The 18,644-nt window shown below is 64.3% G+C and carries 15 protein-coding genes; 8 read left to right on the top strand and 7 right to left on the bottom strand.

Annotated elements, in window-relative coordinates; genetic code table 11:
- The first annotated feature begins 52 nt into the window (after positions 1 to 52).
- The 3 genes from AB1Z25_RS06135 (at position 53) to uhpC (ending at position 3,429) form a co-directional block, all read left to right on the top strand.
- Positions 53 to 1,186: a branched-chain amino acid ABC transporter substrate-binding protein gene (locus AB1Z25_RS06135; RefSeq protein ID WP_486636814.1), complete on the top strand. Its 1,134-nt coding sequence runs from the start codon at positions 53 to 55 to the stop codon at positions 1,184 to 1,186.
- 20 nt (positions 1,187 to 1,206) lie between these two features.
- Positions 1,207 to 2,007, top strand: a complete 801-nt coding sequence (locus AB1Z25_RS06140; protein ID WP_486636815.1) for an inositol monophosphatase family protein — start codon at positions 1,207 to 1,209, stop codon at positions 2,005 to 2,007.
- Between the two features lie 72 nt (positions 2,008 to 2,079).
- On the top strand, positions 2,080 to 3,429 hold the full coding sequence (uhpC, locus tag AB1Z25_RS06145; protein WP_107799029.1) for an MFS transporter family glucose-6-phosphate receptor UhpC: 1,350 nt from the start codon (positions 2,080 to 2,082) through the stop codon (positions 3,427 to 3,429).
- 3 nt (positions 3,430 to 3,432) lie between these two features.
- Here uhpC and AB1Z25_RS06150 read toward each other — a convergent pair whose 3' ends face one another.
- The 7 genes from AB1Z25_RS06150 to AB1Z25_RS06180 all read right to left on the bottom strand — a co-directional run bounded on the left by AB1Z25_RS06150 (position 3,433) and on the right by AB1Z25_RS06180 (position 11,794).
- Positions 3,433 to 4,827: an aminotransferase-like domain-containing protein gene (locus AB1Z25_RS06150; protein ID WP_158274263.1), complete on the bottom strand. Its 1,395-nt coding sequence runs from the start codon at positions 4,825 to 4,827 to the stop codon at positions 3,433 to 3,435.
- Between the two features lie 113 nt (positions 4,828 to 4,940).
- A complete protein-coding gene (gene ccoG / locus AB1Z25_RS06155; RefSeq protein ID WP_107799031.1) occupies positions 4,941 to 6,302 on the bottom strand; it encodes a cytochrome c oxidase accessory protein CcoG in 1,362 nt (453 codons plus the stop codon).
- Positions 6,303 to 6,590: 288 nt separating this feature from the next.
- A complete protein-coding gene (locus AB1Z25_RS06160; RefSeq protein ID WP_019103674.1) occupies positions 6,591 to 7,220 on the bottom strand; it encodes a MarC family protein in 630 nt (209 codons plus the stop codon).
- 143 nt (positions 7,221 to 7,363) lie between these two features.
- Positions 7,364 to 8,497: a succinyl-diaminopimelate desuccinylase gene (gene dapE, locus AB1Z25_RS06165; RefSeq protein ID WP_107799032.1), complete on the bottom strand. Its 1,134-nt coding sequence runs from the start codon at positions 8,495 to 8,497 to the stop codon at positions 7,364 to 7,366.
- Positions 8,494 to 8,844 carry an arsenate reductase gene (locus tag AB1Z25_RS06170; RefSeq protein WP_107799033.1) on the bottom strand — a complete coding sequence of 117 codons (351 nt, stop codon included), beginning with the start codon at positions 8,842 to 8,844 and terminating at the stop codon, positions 8,494 to 8,496. The genes dapE and AB1Z25_RS06170 overlap by 4 nt, the downstream gene beginning before the upstream one ends.
- Positions 8,845 to 8,852: 8 nt before the next feature.
- A complete protein-coding gene (locus AB1Z25_RS06175; RefSeq protein WP_486636816.1) occupies positions 8,853 to 9,980 on the bottom strand; it encodes a PilT/PilU family type 4a pilus ATPase in 1,128 nt (375 codons plus the stop codon).
- Between the two features lie 131 nt (positions 9,981 to 10,111).
- Entirely contained in the window at positions 10,112 to 11,794 is a 1,683-nt protein-coding gene (locus AB1Z25_RS06180; protein WP_486636817.1) for a long-chain-fatty-acid--CoA ligase, read from the bottom strand.
- A gap of 313 nt (positions 11,795 to 12,107) precedes the next feature.
- On the opposite strand from AB1Z25_RS06180, the gene rimP reads away from it, so the two are divergent.
- The 5 genes from rimP (at position 12,108) to truB (ending at position 18,586) form a co-directional block, all read left to right on the top strand.
- Positions 12,108 to 12,533, top strand: coding sequence for a ribosome maturation factor RimP (gene rimP / locus AB1Z25_RS06185; RefSeq protein ID WP_048409119.1), 426 nt, complete (start codon positions 12,108 to 12,110; stop codon positions 12,531 to 12,533).
- 51 nt (positions 12,534 to 12,584) lie between these two features.
- Entirely contained in the window at positions 12,585 to 14,063 is a 1,479-nt protein-coding gene (gene nusA, locus AB1Z25_RS06190) for a transcription termination factor NusA (RefSeq protein WP_107799036.1), read from the top strand.
- 39 nt (positions 14,064 to 14,102) lie between these two features.
- Complete coding sequence (gene infB / locus AB1Z25_RS06195; RefSeq protein ID WP_486636818.1) at positions 14,103 to 17,036, top strand: translation initiation factor IF-2; 2,934 nt, start codon at positions 14,103 to 14,105, stop codon at positions 17,034 to 17,036.
- A gap of 210 nt (positions 17,037 to 17,246) precedes the next feature.
- Positions 17,247 to 17,666, top strand: a complete 420-nt coding sequence (rbfA, locus tag AB1Z25_RS06200; RefSeq protein ID WP_107800119.1) for a 30S ribosome-binding factor RbfA — start codon at positions 17,247 to 17,249, stop codon at positions 17,664 to 17,666.
- Positions 17,663 to 18,586, top strand: a complete 924-nt coding sequence (gene truB, locus AB1Z25_RS06205; RefSeq protein ID WP_235089520.1) for a tRNA pseudouridine(55) synthase TruB — start codon at positions 17,663 to 17,665, stop codon at positions 18,584 to 18,586. The genes rbfA and truB overlap by 4 nt, the downstream gene beginning before the upstream one ends.
- Positions 18,587 to 18,644: the final 58 nt, after the last annotated feature.

Consider the following 18,644-nt stretch of genomic DNA (forward strand, 5'->3'; position numbering starts at 1 on the left):
CGCGGCGCCGGGCGTTTTGCGCAGCACCCATCCAAAACAAAGGAGAGACGAGATGAAAACCATTTTCCCCCTGCGGGCGGCGCTCGCCGGCGCCGCGCTGCTGATCGGCGCCTGGCCGGCGGCCGCCGAAACCCTGGTCAAGATAGGCTTCGCCTCGCCCTTGTCCGGCCCGCAAGCCCATTACGGCAAGGACAATGAAAACGCCGCGCGGCTGGCGGTGGACGAATTGAACGCGCGCAAGCCGCAGATAGGCGGCCAGCTGGTGCGCTTCCAGTTGCTGGCGGAGGACGACCAGGCCGATCCGCGCATCGGCACTCAGGTGGCGCAACGCTTCGTCGACTCCGGCGTCAAGGCGGTGCTCGGCCATTTCAATTCCGGAGTGTCGATTCCGGCTGCGCGTCTTTACGCCGCCGCCGGCATTCCGCAGCTATCGGTGTCCACCAACCCGGCCTATACCCGGCAGGGCTACCGCACCGCCTTCCGGCTGGTGGGTAGCGACAGCCAGGTGGGCGCCGCGTTGGGCCGCTTCGCGGTGCAGACGCTGAAGGCGAGCAGCATCGTGGTGATAGACGACCGCACCGCCTACGGCCAAGGCATCGCCGACGAGTTCGCCAAGGCGGTGCAGGCCAGCGGCGGCAAGATCGCCCGCCGCGAGTACACCAACGACAAGGCCAGCGATTTTTCCGCCATCCTGACCGCGGTCAAGCCGCTGCGGCCGCAGGTGATCTTCTACGGCGGCGCCGACGCCCAGGCCGCGCCCATGGCCAAGCAGATGAAGCGGCTGGGTCTGGACGCGCGCCTGCTGGGCGGTGACATGCTGCAAACGCCCACCTTCCTCAGCCTGGCCGGCGACAGCGCCGGCGGCCACTTCGCCGGCATTCCCGGCGGCCAGTTGAACGACAGGCCGGCGGGCAAGGCTTTCCGCCAGCGCTATCAGGCGCGTTTCAAGCAGGATGTGGTGAGGCTGGGGCCGCAGTTCTACGACGGCATGATGATGGTGGCGGCCGCCATGCAGCAGGCGGGTTCGGTGGAACCGGCGCGATTCATGCCGGTATTGGCCAAGCTCAGTTACGCCGGAGTCAGCACCGATTTTTCCTTTGACGCCAAGGGCGATCTCAACAAGGCGGCGGTGACGATTTCCGAAGTCAAGAACGGCCAGTGGACGACACGGGCAGTGATGCAGTGAGGCAGTGAAAGGAGGGTGGGATGAGGCGGTATGCCCAAGGACAATTGGATGAATGGCTGACATTCGCGCGGGAGCTGGTGGCGGACAGCCGCGGCTTGCTGGCTTCCCGTACCGACTGGAGTTCGCAGTTCAAGCCGGACCGCACTCTGGTGACTCAACTGGATCTGGAGATTGAGCAAAAGCTGCGCGAGCGCATCCTGCGGCGTTATCCGGACCACGGCGTGCTGGGCGAGGAGTTCGGCGCCAGGGAGCGGGACGCGGAATGGCTGTGGGTGCTGGACCCCATCGACGGCACCGCCTCCTTCATGGCCGGCATGCCGGTCTACGGCAGCCTGATCGCGCTCTTGCATCAGGGCGTGCCGGTGCTGGGCGTGATCGATCAGCCGGCCACCGACGACTGCTGGATAGGCCGTCGCGGCCTGCCCACCTTGTTGTTCAAGCGCGACGGCGGCTGCGAATGCCGGACCCGAGCCTGCGCCAGCCTGGAGCGGGCCTTCGTCTCGGTCAGCAGCCCGGATTTTTTCCTGCCGGAGGAAAGGCCGGTATGGCAGGGCTTTTGCGAGCGCACGGGCTGGCGGGTCTACGGCGGCGCTTGCCGCAGCTACGGCCTGCTGGCTTCCGGGCGCACCGACCTGGCGCTGGACGCCGGCCTCAAGCTCTACGACTACGCGGCGATGCGGCCGGTGATCGAGGGCGCCGGCGGCGTGATCAGCGATTGGGAGGGCCGGGCGATCACGCTGGACAGCGGCAGCCGGGTAGTGGCGGCCGGCGATCCGGCCCGCCACCGCGAGGCGCTGGAGCTGATTCAGCGGCTGGCTTGAGGCAAGGCGCGCAAAGACGCGCCGGTCACAACGGCGCCGCCGTCGCGGCGGCGCGGACAGAGGAGAACGCACATGTCGCTGAGAACATGGCTGAGCTGGCTGCGCGCGCAGCCGGAGGCGCCGGTGGACAAGAACCAGGAGGAAATCAACGCCAGCTACCGCCATTGGCGCCTCCACATCATGTTGGGCTTGTACGCCGGCTACGCCGTCTACTATTTCACCCGCCGCAGTTTCAATTCCATCCTGCCGGCGATGCTGGACGATCTGGGTTGGGAGCGGGCCGCCGGCGGCGCCATCCTGTCGATGTTCTACATCGTCTACGGCGTGTCGCGCTTCGTGTCCGGCATGATGAGCGACTTCGCCAATCCGCGTTACTTCATGGGCCTGGGCCTGATCGCCACCGGCGTCATCAACATCCTGTTCGGCTTCAGCAGCAGCTTGCTGGCCTTTACCGCGCTGTGGACGCTGAACGCCTTCTTCCAGGGCTGGGGCTGGCCGCCGTGCGCCAAGCTGATGACGGCCTGGTACTCGCGCAACGAGCGCGGTTTCTGGTGGGCGATCTGCAATACCTCGCACAATGTCGGCGGCGCGCTGATTCCCTTGCTGGCGGGCGCCTTGGCGATGGCCTACGGCTGGCGCTACGGCATGATCGTGCCGGGGGTGATCGGCATCGCCGTCGGCCTGTTGCTGTGCGTCCGCCTGCGCGATCGGCCGGCGTCCATGGGCCTGCCGACGGTGGGGGCCTGGCGGCGGGACGAACTGGAGCTGGAGCAGGAGAGGAATAGCGCCAAGCTGCCGATGTGGCAGGTATTGCGGCGTTATGTGTTCGGCAACCGCTTCATCTGGCTGCTGGCCGCGTCTTATCTATTCGTCTACGTGGTGCGCATCGGCATCAACGATTGGGGCAACAAGTTTCTGCAGGAGCAGCACGGTTACGCGTTGCTGAAGGCCAACTCGGCGATTTTCTGGCTGGAGGTGGGCGGCTTCATCGGCACCATCGTCGCCGGCTGGGGCTCGGACCGTTTTTTCCGCGGCAACCGGGTGCCGATGAATATCATCTTCACCCTGGGCATCCTGCTGTCGGTGCTGCTGCTGTGGACCTTGCGGGTGGATCACTACCTGTTGATCGCCGGCAGTTTCTTCTTCATCGGTTTCTTTATTTTCGGCCCGCAGATGCTGATAGGCATGGCGGCGGCCGAGGCCGCGCACAAGGAGTCGGCGGGCGCGGCCACCGGTTTCGTCGGCGTGTTCGGCTATCTGGGGGCGGCGCTGTCCGGCTACCCGCTGGCCAAGGTGACCGACGCCTGGGGCTGGGACGGGTTTTTCCTGGCCTTGTCCGTGACCACCATGCTGTCCGCCGTCTTGCTGCTGCCCCTGCTGGGGCAGCGCAAGCGGGTCAAGCTGGCGGATGAGCGGATCTGAGGCTCAGCGGACGTTGGCCGGGCTGAGCAGCTCGGCCAGCAGGGGGACGCCGGAGCGGTGTTGCAGCGGATCGAAGAAGCTGAAGTTCAAGCGCATCGCGTTGCCCGTGTCCTGTCCCGGGGTGTGGAACATCTGGGACGGCGCGAAGTGCAGCCCCTGTTGCATCGCCATCGGCAGCAGGCGGCGGCAGTCGACGCCGGGCGGCAGCTCCACCCACAGGAAGTAGCCGCCCTGCGGCCGGGCCATCCGGCAGTCGGCCGGGAAATGGGCGGAGATCTGCTGTTGCAGCGCGGCCAGATTGTTTTGCAGACGCTGGCGCAACAGGCTGAGCATGTCCTCGTGATGGCCGCCGGCCAGCAAGCGCGCCAGCGCCATCTGGCTGGGCAGCGGGGTGGCCAGCGAGCTGCACAGCTTGAGGCCCAGAATGCTGTCGCGGAAGCGTCCGGCGGCGATCCAGCCCACGCGATAGCCGGGGGCCAGCGATTTGCTGAAGGAGGAACAGTGCAGCACGCTGCCGCGCTGATCGAAAGCCTTGAGCGGCAAGGGCGCGCCTTCGCCGAAGTACAGCTCGCGATAGGTGTCGTCCTCGATGATGGGCACGCGGTGGCGTTCCGCCAGCGCCAGCAGCGCGGCTTTTTGCGAATCGCTCATCACCTGGCCGGTGGGGTGCTGGAAATTGGGCATGGCGATGATGCCGGCCGGCTGGTGCTGGATCAGCAGCGCTTCCAGCCGCTCCAGGTCCAGCGGCTGCCCCGGCGGACAGTTGAAGCCGACGGCGCGTAGTTCCAGGTGTTCCAGTTGTTCGAAGATGGGCGGGAAAGCCGGGGTGATCACCAGCATGCAGTCGCTGCCGCTGAGGCGGGCCACCGAGCGGATCGCCAGGTTCAGCGCCTCCATGCCGCCGCAGGTGATCAGCATTTCCTCGCCGTCCAGCTCCACGCCCTGGGCGAGATAGCGCAGCGCCAGTTCTCGGCGCAGCCCCTCGTAGCCCTCGCTGTCGGTGCTGGACAAGGCGTAGCGGTAATCGCTGAGCGCGCGAGTCAGCGCGCGGGTCAGCGGCGTGGTGTTGATCAACACCGGGTTCATGAACGGGCAGCCCCAGGGCATGGGCAGTGCCATGGTCAGGTGCTCGGCGCGGAACTCGCCCGGGTGGTCCGGCAGCGGCGGCGATTGGCGCAGCGACAGCGAGGACAGGCCCAGCACCCGGAAACCGGATCGGGGCAGGGACTCGATCAGGCCTTGTTTCTCCAGCTCGGCGTAGGCGCGTTGGGCGGTGGTGATGCTGACCTTGTGGTCCAGGCATAGCTTGCGCAGCGAAGGCATGCGATCGCCGGGGCGCAGATGGCCTTGCTCGATGGCATGGCGAAAGCGCTGGCTCAGTTGACTGGTCTTGCTCATTGTATTCCTGGCGGTTGAGCCGCGGCGGCGTTGCGCCGCGGCATGACTCCTGATGGACTGCCTAGGGCCGCCGACGTTTGCTTGGCGCTGAAAAACATCGGCGGGTCCTAGATTCATTCGCCGATGAAGCTGGATTTTTCCCTGATCATACTACCGTCATGGCTCAGCGAGCTGACCACGAAGTAGATGTCGTGCGCGCCGCGGGTGGCGTGCTCGGGCTCGGCCTGCACTCGCACGGTGACGGTCTCGGTGCGGGTGGGCGCGACTTCGACCACCTGGCCCGGCTTGTCCAGCCTCAGGCTGGGCAGGCCTTCCACCTGGATCTTGAAGCGCTGCGCCTGTTCGCTGGTGTTGATCAGCTTCAGGTTATAGCTGTTTTCCAGCAGGCCGTCGTCGGTGGCGCGCACCAGGACCGCGCGGTCGCGCAGCACGTCCACCTTGAACGGTTTTTTCAGGATCAGCGCGGTGGTGGACAGGGCGATGATGCCGGCCAGCAAGCTGGAGTAGACGATGACCCGCGGGCGATGGCTGCTGCTGGGGCGTTCCGGCTTGCCGGCGGCTTCCAGCGCGGCGGCGCTGGTGTAGCTGATCAGCCCGCGCGGCGCATGGATCTTGTCCATTACCTGATCGCAGGCGTCGATACAGGCGGCGCAGCCTATGCACTCGTATTGCAGGCCGTTGCGGATGTCGATGCCGGTGGGGCAGACCTGGACGCAGATGCCGCAATCGATGCAGCTGCCGCGCGCCTTGTCGGCCGCCTGCTTGCTCTTGCCGCGTGGTTCGCCGCGGCGGTTGTCGTAGGAGATGATCAGGGTGTCGTTGTCGAACATCGCGCCCTGGAAGCGCGCGTACGGGCACATGTGCAGACAGACCTTCTCGCGCAGCACGCCGGCCAGCAGCCAGGTGAAACCGCCGTAGAACAGGATCCAGAAGCTTTCCCACGGGCCGTAGGCCAGGCTGGGCGCGGCGGCGGCCAGCTCGCGCACCGGGGTGAAGTAGCCGACCAGGGTGAAGCCGGTGATCAGCGAGAACAAGCCCATCAGCCCGTGCGACAGCGTCTTGCGCGTGAACTTGTTCACGCTCATCGGCGCCGCGTCCAGTTTGCGGCGGGCGTTGTGATCGCCCAGGGTCAGCCGTTCTATCCACAACATGATCTGGGTGTAGACTGTCTGCGGACAGCTGTAACCGCACCAGAGCCGGCCGGCCAGCGCGGTCCACAGGAACAGGCCCAGCGCGCAGATCACCAGCAAGGCGGCGAAGAAGATGAAGTCCTGCGGCCAGAAGGTGAGGCCGAAGATCAGGAAGCGATGTTGTTCCAGATCCAGATGCACAGCCTGCCTGCCGTTCCACTGCAACCAGGGCAGGCCGAAGAACGCCAGTTGGGTAGCGAGAACCATGAACACCCGAACGTTGTTGAAGCGGCCGGTGGTCAGGCGCGGATAGATTTTGATGGGGACGGCTTGCTGGCTAGACATGGCAAAATGACCATTGGATGAAAACCCCTTATTAGTACTGCTTGGGATCGGTACAAACAATGAACAGTTGTCTTTGAAAATGTGTATACAGCGCCGTCTGTCTATATACAGATGCGGGCTTGGGCTTGAGCGTGGACATGGAAAACCCCAAGTAAAAACAAGGGGTTTTCCATGCGGCGAACGGGCGGAGCCCGGGTCTTGCCCCGCTTTGTCTGGTATTGAACGCCAGGCGCTGTGCTGATCGCCTCAGCACAATAATCCTGCCGAGTTTGTGGGTTTTTTGGGATTTTATCGTGCAAGCTGCGGAAAAAGCCGGTAAATCCCATCCACGATGATTTCCACCGACACCGCCGCCAGCAGCATGCCCATCACCCGGTTGACGATGTTGATGCCGGTCTGCCCCAGCAGGCGGGACAAGGGCGAGGCCAGCACCAGCGCGCCGTAGCAGGTGATGGCCACCAGCAAACTGCTTACCAAAAGGTAAACCACCTGTACCCACGACGAGGCCGTCGTCGCATAGATGATCACGGTGGAGATGGTGCCCGGCCCGGTCATCAGCGGGATGGCCAGCGGCACCACGGCGATATTGGTCTTGGTTTCCGCTTCCTCGCGCTCCACCTTGGTGGTCTTGGTCGGTCCCGGTTTGGCGTTCATCAGCGCGATGGCGATCAGCATCACCAATAGGCCGCCGCCCACCTGGAAAGAGCCGACGCTGATGCCGAGAAAGCGCAGCAGGGTCTCGCCGACGACGGCGAACAGGCAGAGCACGATGGCCACGGCGATGGCCGTGGTCTTGGCGATTTTCTTGCGCTCCAGCTGGTTGGAGGTGGGCGTCAGGCTGATGAAGATGGGGATGGCGCCCAGCGGATTGACCAGCACCAGCAGCGCGATGAATATTTTTGCGATTTCGACTTCCATGGTTCGGATCATACCTTTCGCTGGAGGCCGCCGCATTCAGGCGGGAGACGAGAAGCGTCGACGCCGCGCCACGGCGGCGCGCCGCAAAGCAAAAAAACCGGCCGCGCCAGGCGCAACCGGTTTCAGCATAGCCGGAATTCGGCTTAGTCAGTGTTCAGCAGCAGTTCCAGCGTGTGGCGATAGATGGCGGACAAGGGTTCGACATCGGCCGCCTCCACGCACTCGTTCAGCTTGTGGATGGTGGCGTTGACCGGGCCGAACTCCACCAGCTCGCGCGCGATGCGCTTGATGAAGCGGCCGTCGGAGGTGCCGCCGGTGGTGGAGAGCTCGGCCCGGCGGCCGGTGGCGTCGGCGATGGCGAGGCCAAGCGCCTCGGTGAGCTTGCCCGGCTGCGTCAGGAAAGGCTGGCCGGACAATTGCCAGTGCAACTCATAGCCCAGGCCGTGGCGGTCCAGAATGGCGCAGACGCGTTCCTTCAGCGATTCCGCGCTGCTCTCCGGCGAGAAGCGGAAGTTGAAGCGGATGTCGCAATGGCCGGGAATGATGTTGCTGGCGCCGGTGCCCGCATGGATGTTGGACACCTGCCAGCTGGTGGGCGGGAAAAAGGCGTTGCCCTCGTCCCAGCGCGTCTCCGCCAGTTCGGCCAGCGCCGGCGCCATCAGGTGAACCGGGTTCTTGGCCAGGTGCGGATAGGCGATGTGGCCCTGGATGCCGTGCACGATCAAATGGCCGGACAGCGAGCCGCGGCGGCCGTTCTTGATGGTGTCGCCCAGCGCCTGGTCCGAGGTGGGTTCGCCGACGATGCAATAATCTATGGTTTCGCCGCGCGCCTCCAGCGCGTCCACCACCTTGACGCTGCCGTCCACCGCCACGCCTTCCTCGTCCGAGGTGATCAGGAGGGCGATGGAGCCGGGGTGCCCGGGATGGCGGGCGACGAAGTCTTCGCAGGCGGTGACGAAGGCGGCCAGCGAAGCTTTCATGTCGGCGGCGCCGCGGCCGTAGAGCAGGCCGTTGCGGATGGTGGGTTCGAAGGGCGGGCTGTCCCATTGCTCCAGCGGGCCGGTGGGCACCACGTCGGTGTGGCCGGCGAAGCAGACCAGCGGAGCTGCGTCGCCGCGGCGGGCCCAGAAGTTGTCGACCTCGCCGAAACGCATGCGCTCCACGCGAAAGCCTATGGCTTCCAAGCGGGCGATCATCAATTCCTGGCAGCCCTGGTCGCGCGGGGTGACCGAATCCAGCCGGATCAGCTGCCGCGCCAATTCTAAGGTTGCGCTCATTTCAGCAGGCGCTCCGCCCAGTCGGCTTCGACGAAGCCGACGCTGATCTTGCCGCCGGCGTCCAGCACCGGGCGCTTGATCACCGAGGGATTGGCCTGCATCAAGGCCAGCGCGGCCGGCAGTTGCTCGGCGCCGGCCTTGACCTCGTCCGGCAGCGCGCGCCAGGTGGTGCCCTGGCGGTTGATCAGCTTGGCGAGGCCGACCGCGGCGGCCCAGCGCTCCAGGCTGGCGGCGTCCGCGCCTTGTTTCTTGAAATCATGGAAGTGGTAGTCGAGGCCGTTGTCGCTCAGCCATTGGCGCGCTTTTTTGACGGTGCTGCAATTGGGTATGCCGTAAAGAGTAATCATGGGTGGGTTTACAGGTCCAGTTTGATGCTGTCGAAGCTTGGCGGCTCGCCGCCGGCTTGCTTATTGTCGCCGCTCGCCGCTTTTTCCTTGCTCTGATTGATCAACCAGTACAAGTTGGTGGGCGAGTCGGCGTTTCTCAGGGCCTCGTCCAGGCTGATGCGCCCCGTGCTGTAGAGCCGGTACAACGCCTGTTCGAAGGTTTGCGAGCCATCGCTCATGCTGCTTTCGATGGCTTCCTTGATTTTGTCTATCTCTCCGTTTCGGATCAACTCCGAAATGCGCGCGGTGTTGATCAGGATTTCGATCGCCGGCACCCGGGCGCCGTCCACCGTGGGGATCAGCCGTTGCGAAACCACCGCCTTCAGCGCGGAGGACAGGTCCATCAGCAAGGCGGCGCGGCTTTCCGCCGGGAAGAAATTGATGACCCGGCTCAGCATGTGATAGCTGTTGTTGCCGTGCAGCGTGGAGATGCACAGATGGCCAGACTGGGCGTAGGTCACCGCCTGGGTCAGGGTTTCCGGGTCGCGGATCTCGCCTATCATCAGCACGTCCGGCGCCTCGCGCATCGCGTTCTTCAGCGCGCGGGCGTAGGAGAGGGTGTCGAAGCCCACTTCGCGCTGGTTGACGATGGACTTGTCGTGGCGGAACAGGAATTCGATCGGGTCCTCCACGGTGAGGATGTGGCCGCTCATGCTCTGATTGCGGGTTTGCAGCATGGCCGCCACGGTGGAGCTTTTGCCGGAACCGGTGGAGCCGACCACCAGGATCAGGCCGCGCTTGAGCTTGATCAGTTCGCTGAGCACCGGCGGCAGCTGCAAATGCTCCAGCGACGGAATATTGGGCAGGATGTAGCGCACCACCATGCCCACCGAGCCGCGTTGCCAGAAGATATTGATGCGGAAACTGCCGAGGCCGGGCACCGGGTGGCCCAGGTTCATTTCGCGTTCCTGTTCGAAGACGCCGATTTCCTCTTCGCTCATCAGGCTGTAGGCCAGCTGTTTGACCATGTCCGCGGTCAGCGGTTTTTCGTTCATCGGCAGCAGCTCGCCGTTCTGCTTGATCATCGGCGGGGAGAAGCTGGTGAAGAACAGATCGCTGGCGCGGCGTTCGGCCATCAATTTGAAAAACGGCAGCATCAACATAATCGTGCACCCGAAGCGGCAAGGTTTATCAATGGAACGGTTCTTTTAAAGTGTAGCCGGCCCGCGCCCAAAAAAAACGCCGCCCGACAGCGCGGGCGGCGGCGATTTCATGGCGTCCGCATGGATCAGGCGGGTTTGGCGCCGCTGTTCTCGTCGCGCAGCGCGCGGCGCAGAATCTTGCCGACATTGGTCTTGGGCAGCTCGTCGCGGAACTCCACCAGCTTGGGCACCTTGTAGCCGGTCAGATTGTCGCGGCAGTGCTGGATGATGTCTTTTTCCGTCAGCGCGCGGTCTTTGCGCACAACGAAGACCTTGACCACCTCGCCGGACTTGTCGTCCGGCACGCCGATGCAGGCCACTTCCAGCACGCCGGCGTGGCCGGCCACCACGTCTTCGATCTCGTTGGGGTAAACGTTGAAGCCGGACACCAGGATCATGTCCTTCTTGCGGTCCACCAGTTTGACGAAGCCGTCCGGCGTCAGCATGGCCATGTCGCCGGTGGCGAGGAAGCCGTCCGGGCTCAGCACCTTGGCGGTTTCGTCCGGGCGGTTCCAATAGCCTTTCATCACCTGAGGGCCGCGGATGCACAGCTCGCCCTGCTCGCCGGGGGCCACTTCCTCGCCCTCGGGGCCGCGCAGCTGCATCTCGGTGGAGGGCACCGGCACGCCGATGGTGCCGTTGTAGGCGGCGAGATCCAGCGGGTTCATGCACACGGCCGGGCTGGCCTCGGTCAGGCCGTAGGCTTCCACCAGAGTGACGCCGGTCACTTGCTTCCACTTGTCCGCCACCGCTTTTTGCACCGCCATGCCGCCGCCCAGCGCCAGGCGCCAGGTGGAGAAGTCGAGCTTGGCGAATTCCGGATTGTTCAGCAGCGCGTTGAACAGGGTGTTGACCCCGGTCATGCAGGTGATCGGGTACTTGCCCATTTCCTTGATGAAGCCGGGGATGTCGCGCGGATTGGTGATCAGGATGTTGAGCGCCCCCACTTCGGTGAACACCATCAGATTCGCGGTCAAGGAGAAGATGTGATAGAGCGGCAGCGCGGTGACGATGATTTCCTGTCCCGGGCGGATCACCGGCTTCACCCACTCGCCGGCTTGCAGCATATTGGCGACGATATTGCGGTGAACCAGCATCGCGCCCTTGGAGACGCCGGTGGTGCCGCCGGTGTATTGCAGGAAGGCGATGTCGTCGTGGCCCAGCTCCACCGGCCGGTAGGGCGCGCGCGCGCCGCGGGACAGGGCGTCGCCGAAGCGGACATGGCCGGGCAGGCGCCACGGCGGCACCATCTTCTTGACCTTGCGCACCACGAAGTTGACCAGCATGCCCTTGGCGAAGCCCAGCATCTCGCCGATGGAGGCCACGATCACGTGCTTGACCTGGGTGCGCGGCAGCACCTGCTCCAGCACGCTGGCGAAGTTCTCCAGGATCACGATGGTTTCCGCGCCGGAGTCCTTCAGCTGATGCTCCAGCTCGCGCGGGGTGTACAGCGGATTGACGTTGACCACGGTGCCGCCGGCGCGCAAGGTGCCGAACACCGCGACCGGATATTGCAGCAGATTGGGCATCATCACCGCCACGCGGTCGCCCTTCTGGAGCTTCAGCTCATGCTGCAGATAGGAGGCGAACTGGCCGGAGAGCTGGTCCATCTCGCGGTAGCTGAGTTCTTTGCCCATGCAGGCCAGGGCGGGGCGGTCATGGAATTTCTTGACGCTGCGGTCGAAGACTTCGACCACGGATTGAAACTGGTTGATGTCGATTTCGTGAGCTACGCCCGGCTGGTAGTTTTTGAGCCACACCTTTTCCATAAATCCCGGTTTCTCCATCGTGCTGGTTAACGAGAGTCGCGCCAGCGTATCGCGCGCCGGCGGGCGTCGTACCTATTTGGTGACTATATATTTGTTATGTCGCGGCGGCTTGGCCGCTCATGACGTCAAACTGCTGTTTGAGTGCCCGGTAATGTACCGTAACTGGAACCGCTCGCAAAGAAGTCCGGCGCAAACAGCCGTCCGGTCCCGTTGGAGGCGGGCGGTTCGCCGGTTTTCTTTTTCAATGGAATAGGTTACAATCGCGTCGGTTAGGGATGGGCGTTTCGCCCATTTTTTATTTGTGGAAAAAGCAATGGATGTTCGTTTGCTGCTGGAAAACACCCTGCCGGGTCTGGGCTACGAGTTGGTCGATTTCGAAATGACCCCAGGGGGCGGTTTTCGCGTTTTTATCGACAAGCCGGGTGGCATCACCGTGGAAGATTGCGTCCAGGTGAGCAATCACTTCACCCGCCTTTTCATGGTCGAGAACATCGACTACGAGCGACTCGAAGTGTCTTCGCCGGGCTTGGACCGTCCGCTGAAGAAAGAGGCTGATTTCGTCCGCTTCGCCGGTAAGCTTGCCAAGATCAAGACGCGCATGCCGATCGAGCAGCAGAAGAAATTTACCGGTCGTCTTGCCGGGGTCGAGGAAGACTCTGTGAAGCTGGATGTGGATGGCCGCATCGTGGCGATTCCGTTTGCCAATATCGACAAGGCCAGGCTGGAGCCTGAGTTTTGATGTCTGGACGGCCATAAGCCACGCAAAAGGACAAAAATCGGAGAGGAATGAATGAGTCGCGAGATTTTGTTGCTGGTGGATGCCCTGGCGAGCGAAAAGAATGTCAGCAAGGATGTGGTGTTCTCCGCCCTTGAGATGGCGCTTGCCTCGGCAACCAAGAAAAAGTTTACCGATGACGAGATGGACGTGCGCGTCGAAATCGACCGCCACAGCGGTCAATATCAGACCTTCCGCCGCTGGTTGGTGGTGGAAGACGAACTGCTGGAATCGGAAAGCAAGGAAATCGGCGTAATCGACGCGCGCGAGCGCGATCCGCGCATTGAAGTGGGCGCGTTCATCGAGGAGCCGATGGAGGCGGTGGAGTTTGGCCGCATCGGCGCGCAAACCGCCAAGCAAGTGATCCTGCAACGCATTCGCGACGCTGAGCGCGAGCAGCTGCTGAACGAGTTCCTGCAGCGCCGCGAGCACCTGGTGACCGGCACCATCAAACGCATCGAGCGCGGCAACGCCATCGTGGAATGCGGCAAGCTGGAAGCGGTGCTGCCGCGCGATCAGATGATCCCCAAGGAAAACCTGCGCGTGGGCGACCGCGTCAAGGCTTTCCTGTTGCGCATCGATCGTCTGGGTCGCGGCCCGCAGCTGGTGCTGTCGCGCACCTCTCCGGATTTCCTGACCAAGCTGTTCGAGCTGGAAGTGCCGGAAATCGACGAAGGCCTGCTGGAGATCAAGGCCGCCGTGCGCGACGCCGGCATGCGCGCCAAGATCGCCGTCAAGGCCAACGACGCGCGCATCGATCCGCAGGGCACCTGCATCGGCATGCGCGGTTCCCGCGTTCAGTCGGTCAGCCAGGAGCTGGGCGGCGAGCGCATCGACATTGTGCTGTGGGCGCCGGAACCGGCTCAGTTCGTGATCAACGCGCTGTCGCCGGCTGAAGTCAGCCGCATCATGGTGGACGAAGACAACCACAGCATGGACGTGGTGGTGGAGGAGGAGCAACTGGCGCTGGCCATCGGCCGCAGCGGCCAGAACGTCAAGCTGGCCGCCGAGTTGACCGGCTGGTACCTCAACATCATGACCGTTGCCGAGGCTGAAGAAAAGCATCAGGCGGAAGACGCCGCCGTGCGTGATCTGTTCGTGAGCGCCCTGGGCGTGAGCGAAGACGTCGCCGCCGTACTGGTGCAAGAAGGCTTTGCCGCTTTGGAAGAAGTGGCGTATGTGCCGATTGCGGAGATGCTGGAGATTGAAGGGTTTGATGAGGAGCTGGTCAACGATCTGCGCATCCGCGCGCGTGACGCTCTTTTGACACAGGCTATTGCGTCCGAAGAAAAGGTGGAAAGCGTTTCCGATGGCCTGCGCGATATCGAGGGCCTGGACGCCGAGCTGGTTCGCAAGCTGGCCGAAGGCGGCGTGATCACCCGCGACGATCTGGCCGATTTGGCCGTGGACGATCTGGTGGACATGACCGGCATGGAGGCCGAGACCGCCCGCGCCGTCATCATGAAGGCGCGCGAGCACTGGTTCGACCAGTAAGGCCTGTCCGGAAAGAATTTACAGAATTTGGGAAGACGCATGGTTTTGACAAACGTAAAACAATTTGCCAGTGAGCTGAACCTCACACCGGAACGCCTGCTGGAACAGCTGGGCGCGGCCGGCGTGAGCAAACGCTCGCCGGATGACGCGCTATCCGCGCAAGACAAGTCCCAGCTTCTTGACTATCTGAAGCGCTCCCACGGCGCGCGCGACGAAGAGTCGCGCATCGCCCTGACGCGCAAGTCCACCAGCGAGATCAAGACCGCCGACGGCAGCACCGTCAAGGTGGAGACCCGCAAGAAGCGCTTCGTGGTGCGTCCGGAAGAGGCGTCCGCGGCTCAGCCCGCCGCGGCCGAGTCCAGCCCGGTGGAGCCGGTGAAGGCGCCGGAACCGGCGCCGGCTCCGGCGGTGGAAGCCAAGCCCGAACCGAAACCGGAAATCAAGCCCGAGCCCAAGCCGGAACCGGCTCCGCAAGCCGCGGAAGCCAAGCCCGAGCCCAAGCCGGCTGAAGCGCCGCGCCAGGAAGCCGCCAAACCGGCCGCTCCCAAGCCGGCCGCTCCGGCGCAGCGTCCGACCGTGGCCTCCATCCTGAGCCCGGAAGAAATCGCCGCTCGCGAAGCCGAGGAAAAGCGCCAGGCCGCTTTCCGCGCCCGTCAGGAAGCGCTGATGCGCGAAAAGATCGAGCGCGAAGAGCGCCGCCAGGCCGCGCGCCAGGCCGCCTTGCAACCGCCGCCGGCTCCCGAGCCGGTGCGCGCCGCTGAGCCGCCGGCTCGCCGCGAAGAACCGCGCCGCGACGACCGTCGTCCGGCCGGCGCCGGCGACAACCGCGGCCCGCGCCCGGCTGGCGACAACCGTGGCCCGCGTCCGGCTGGCGACAACCGCGGCCCGCGCCCGGCTGGCGACAACCGTGGTCCGCGCCCGGCTGGCGACAACCGCGGCCCGCGTCCGGCTGGCGATAACCGCGGTCCGCGCCCGGCTGCTGCCGGCGCGCCCGGCGCCCCGGCGGTTCCGGCCACCGTGGCCGGCCGTCCCGACGCCAAGAAAGGCGGCGGCGGCAAGAAGGGCGGCGATCGCTGGGACGAAGGCAAGAAGGGCGGCCGCGGTCTGAGGACCAAGGGCGGCGATGCCGGCAACGACTGGAAATCCCGCGGCGGCAAGAACCGTCACAAGCAGAACAATCAGCACGCCTTCCAGGCGCCGACCGAACCCATCGTGCATGAAGTGCTGGTGCCGGAAACCATTTCCGTCGCCGATCTGGCGCACAAGATGGCCGTCAAGGCCGTCGAGGTGATCAAGGCGCTGATGAAGATGGGCATGATGGTGACCATCAACCAGGTGCTGGACCAGGAAACCGCGATGATCGTGGTGGAAGAAATGGGTCACGTGCCGAAGGCGGCTCAGGCCGACGATCCGGAAGCCTATCTGGAACTGGGCGGCGCCGAGTCCGCGGTGGAAGTCGTGGAACTGCCGCGCTCCCCGGTGGTGACCGTGATGGGTCACGTCGACCACGGCAAGACCTCGCTGCTGGACTACATCCGCCGCGCCAAGGTCGCCGCGGGCGAAGCCGGCGGCATTACTCAGCACATCGGCGCTTACCACGTGGAAACCCCGCGCGGCATGATCACCTTCCTGGACACCCCGGGTCACGAAGCGTTTACCGCGATGCGTGCCCGCGGCGCCAAGGCCACCGACATCGTGGTGCTGGTGGTGGCGGCCGACGACGGCGTGATGCCGCAAACCATCGAAGCCATCCACCACGCCAAAGCGGCCAAGGTGCCGATGGTGGTGGCGGTGAACAAGATCGACAAGCAGGGCGCCAACGTCGAGCGCATCCGTCAGGAACTGGTATCGCATGAAGTGGTGCCGGAAGACTGGGGCGGCGACACTCAGTTCGTCGAAGTGTCGGCCAAAATGGGCCAGAACATCGACGCGCTGCTGGAAGCCATCCTGCTGCAAGCCGAAGTGCTGGAGCTGAAGGCTCCGGTGGAAGCGCCGGCCAAGGGCATCATCGTCGAGGCTCGCCTCGACAAGGGCCGCGGCCCGGTGGCCACCTTGCTGGTTCAATCCGGCACCCTGAAGAAGGGCGACGTGGTACTGGCCGGCACCGCCTTCGGCCGCGTCCGCGCGATGATGGACGAAAACGGCAAGGCCATCGAATCCGCCGGTCCGGCGATTCCGGTGGAGATCCTGGGTCTGTCCGACGTGCCGCAAGCCGGCGAAGACGCGATGGTGCTGACCGACGAGAAGAAGGCGCGTGAAATCGCCCTGTTCCGCGCCGGCAAGTTCCGCGACGTGCGTCTGGCCAAGCAGCAGGCGGCCAAGCTGGAGAATATGTTCGCGCAGATGGCGGAGGGCGAGGTGCAAACCCTGTCCATCATCATCAAGGCCGACATGCAAGGTTCCTACGAAGCGCTGGCCGGCAGCTTGCAAAAGCTGTCCACCGACGAAGTGCGCGTGGGCATCCTGCACTCCGGCGTGGGCGGCATCTCGGAATCCGACGTCAACCTGGCGATCGCCTCCAAGGCCATCGTGATCGGCTTCAACACCCGTGCCGATGCCGCCGCCCGCAAGCTGGCGGAGAGCGAAGGCGTGGACATCCGCTACTACAACATCATCTATGATGCGGTGGACGAAGTGAAAGCGGCGCTGTCCGGCATGCTGGCTCCGGAGAAGAAAGAACAGATCCTGGGCACGGTGGAAATCCGTCAGGTGATCCCGGTGTCCAAGGTGGGCAATATCGCGGGTTGCATGGTGACCGACGGCATGATCAAGCGCACCGCTTCGATCCGTCTGATCCGCAATCACGTGGTGGTGCACACCGGCGAACTGGATTCCCTGAAGCGCTTCAAGGACGACGTGAAGGAAGTGAAGCAGGGCTACGAATGCGGCCTGATGCTGAAAAACTTCAACGACATCCAAGAAGGCGACCAGCTGGAAGCGTTCGAAATCGTGGAAGTGGCGCGCTCTCTGTAAGCGAGACGCCAAGGGCGGGCGCCGGTCTGACCGTGAGGTCGGCGGGCGCTCGCCTTTTTTCTTGTTTGAATTAGCCACGGAAGTACACGGAATGAATGGCGCTGAATGAGGGAGCCTGATTCGGTGGACAAGGGGGCGCGCCGCCGATGCGCGCTTTCCGTGCCGTTCCGTGTGCTTCCGTGGCTAATTAATCAATTTATTGGAAATGCTATGGCCAAAGCCAAAAAAGGTTTCTCCCGTTCCGACCGCATCGCCGAGCAGATTCAGCGCGAACTGGCGGAACTGACCCGCAAGGGCCTGAAAGATCCGCGCGCCGGTTGGATCACCATCACCCTGGTGCAAGTGACCCGCGACTATTCGCACGCCAAGGTGTTCTACACCGTGATGGACGAGAAGACGCGCGAAGCCACCCAGGAGGCGCTGGAAAGCTCGGCCGGCTATCTGCGCTCCGAGCTGGGCCGCAGCATCAAGATCTTCACCACGCCGCAGCTGCACTTCGTCTACGACGAATCGGTGGAGCGCGGCATGCATATGACCAGCCTGATCAATCAGGTGGCGCGCGAGGACGCCGAGAAGTTCGGCGGCCAGGAAGCCGCGGCCGGCGAGGACGGCGCCGAGGGCAAGGAATGAGCAAGCCGCGCAGCAATCGCCGCCTGATAGACGGCGTGCTGCTGATCGACAAGCCTTACGACATCTCCAGCAACGGCGCGCTGCAAAAGGCGCGCTGGCTGCTGAACGCCGCCAAGGCCGGCCATACCGGCGTGCTGGACCCGCTGGCCACCGGCCTGCTGCCGGTCTGCCTGGGCGAGGCCACCAAGTTTTCCTCCTATCTGCTGGACGCGGACAAGGGCTACCGCGCCACGGTGAAGTTCGGCGTGGTGACCACCACCGGCGACGTGGAGGGCGAGGTGGTGTCCGAACGTCCGGCGGCTTTCGACCGCGACGGCCTGCTGGCGGCGATGGCGGCCTTCCGCGGCGAAATTTCCCAGGTGCCGCCGATGTATTCGGCGCTCAAGCACCAGGGCAAGCCCTTGTACGAGTATGCGCGCGCCGGCATCGAAATCGAACGCGAGGCGCGGCGGGTGCATATCCGCAAGCTGGAGTTGATCAGCCTGGACGGCGACACCGCGGTGATCGAGGTGCTGTGCAGCAAGGGCACCTATATCCGCACTCTGGCCTGCGACATCGGCGAAGCCCTGGGCTGCGGCGCGCATCTGACCGGCCTGCGCCGCACCGCCACCGGCGGTTTTTCGCTGGACGAGGCCTTGCAACTGGCGGATATCGAAGCGCTGGAAATGCCGCAGCGCGAGGCCTTGCTGTTGCCGGCGGACATCCTGGTGCGCCATCTGCCCGAGGCGGAACTGGCGGCCGAGGAGGCCGGTAAATTCATGCACGGACAGCCCGTGCGTTTTACCGAAAAATGTGCGAAAATGCAGCGTTTCCGGATTTACCGCGAGGGAAGCCGGGAATTCTTGGGGCTGGGCGAGGCGCGCGACGATGGTCGCCTGCATCCGATCCGGCTCCTGGCGAGCAAGACGGCGACGTCTTGAACGCCGACGGCCGCAAGGCCGCTTTACCGGAGTGTTGATGGGTTGCGAGGGTTTCGGC

Source organism: Chromobacterium sp. HL1 (assembly GCF_057418835.1).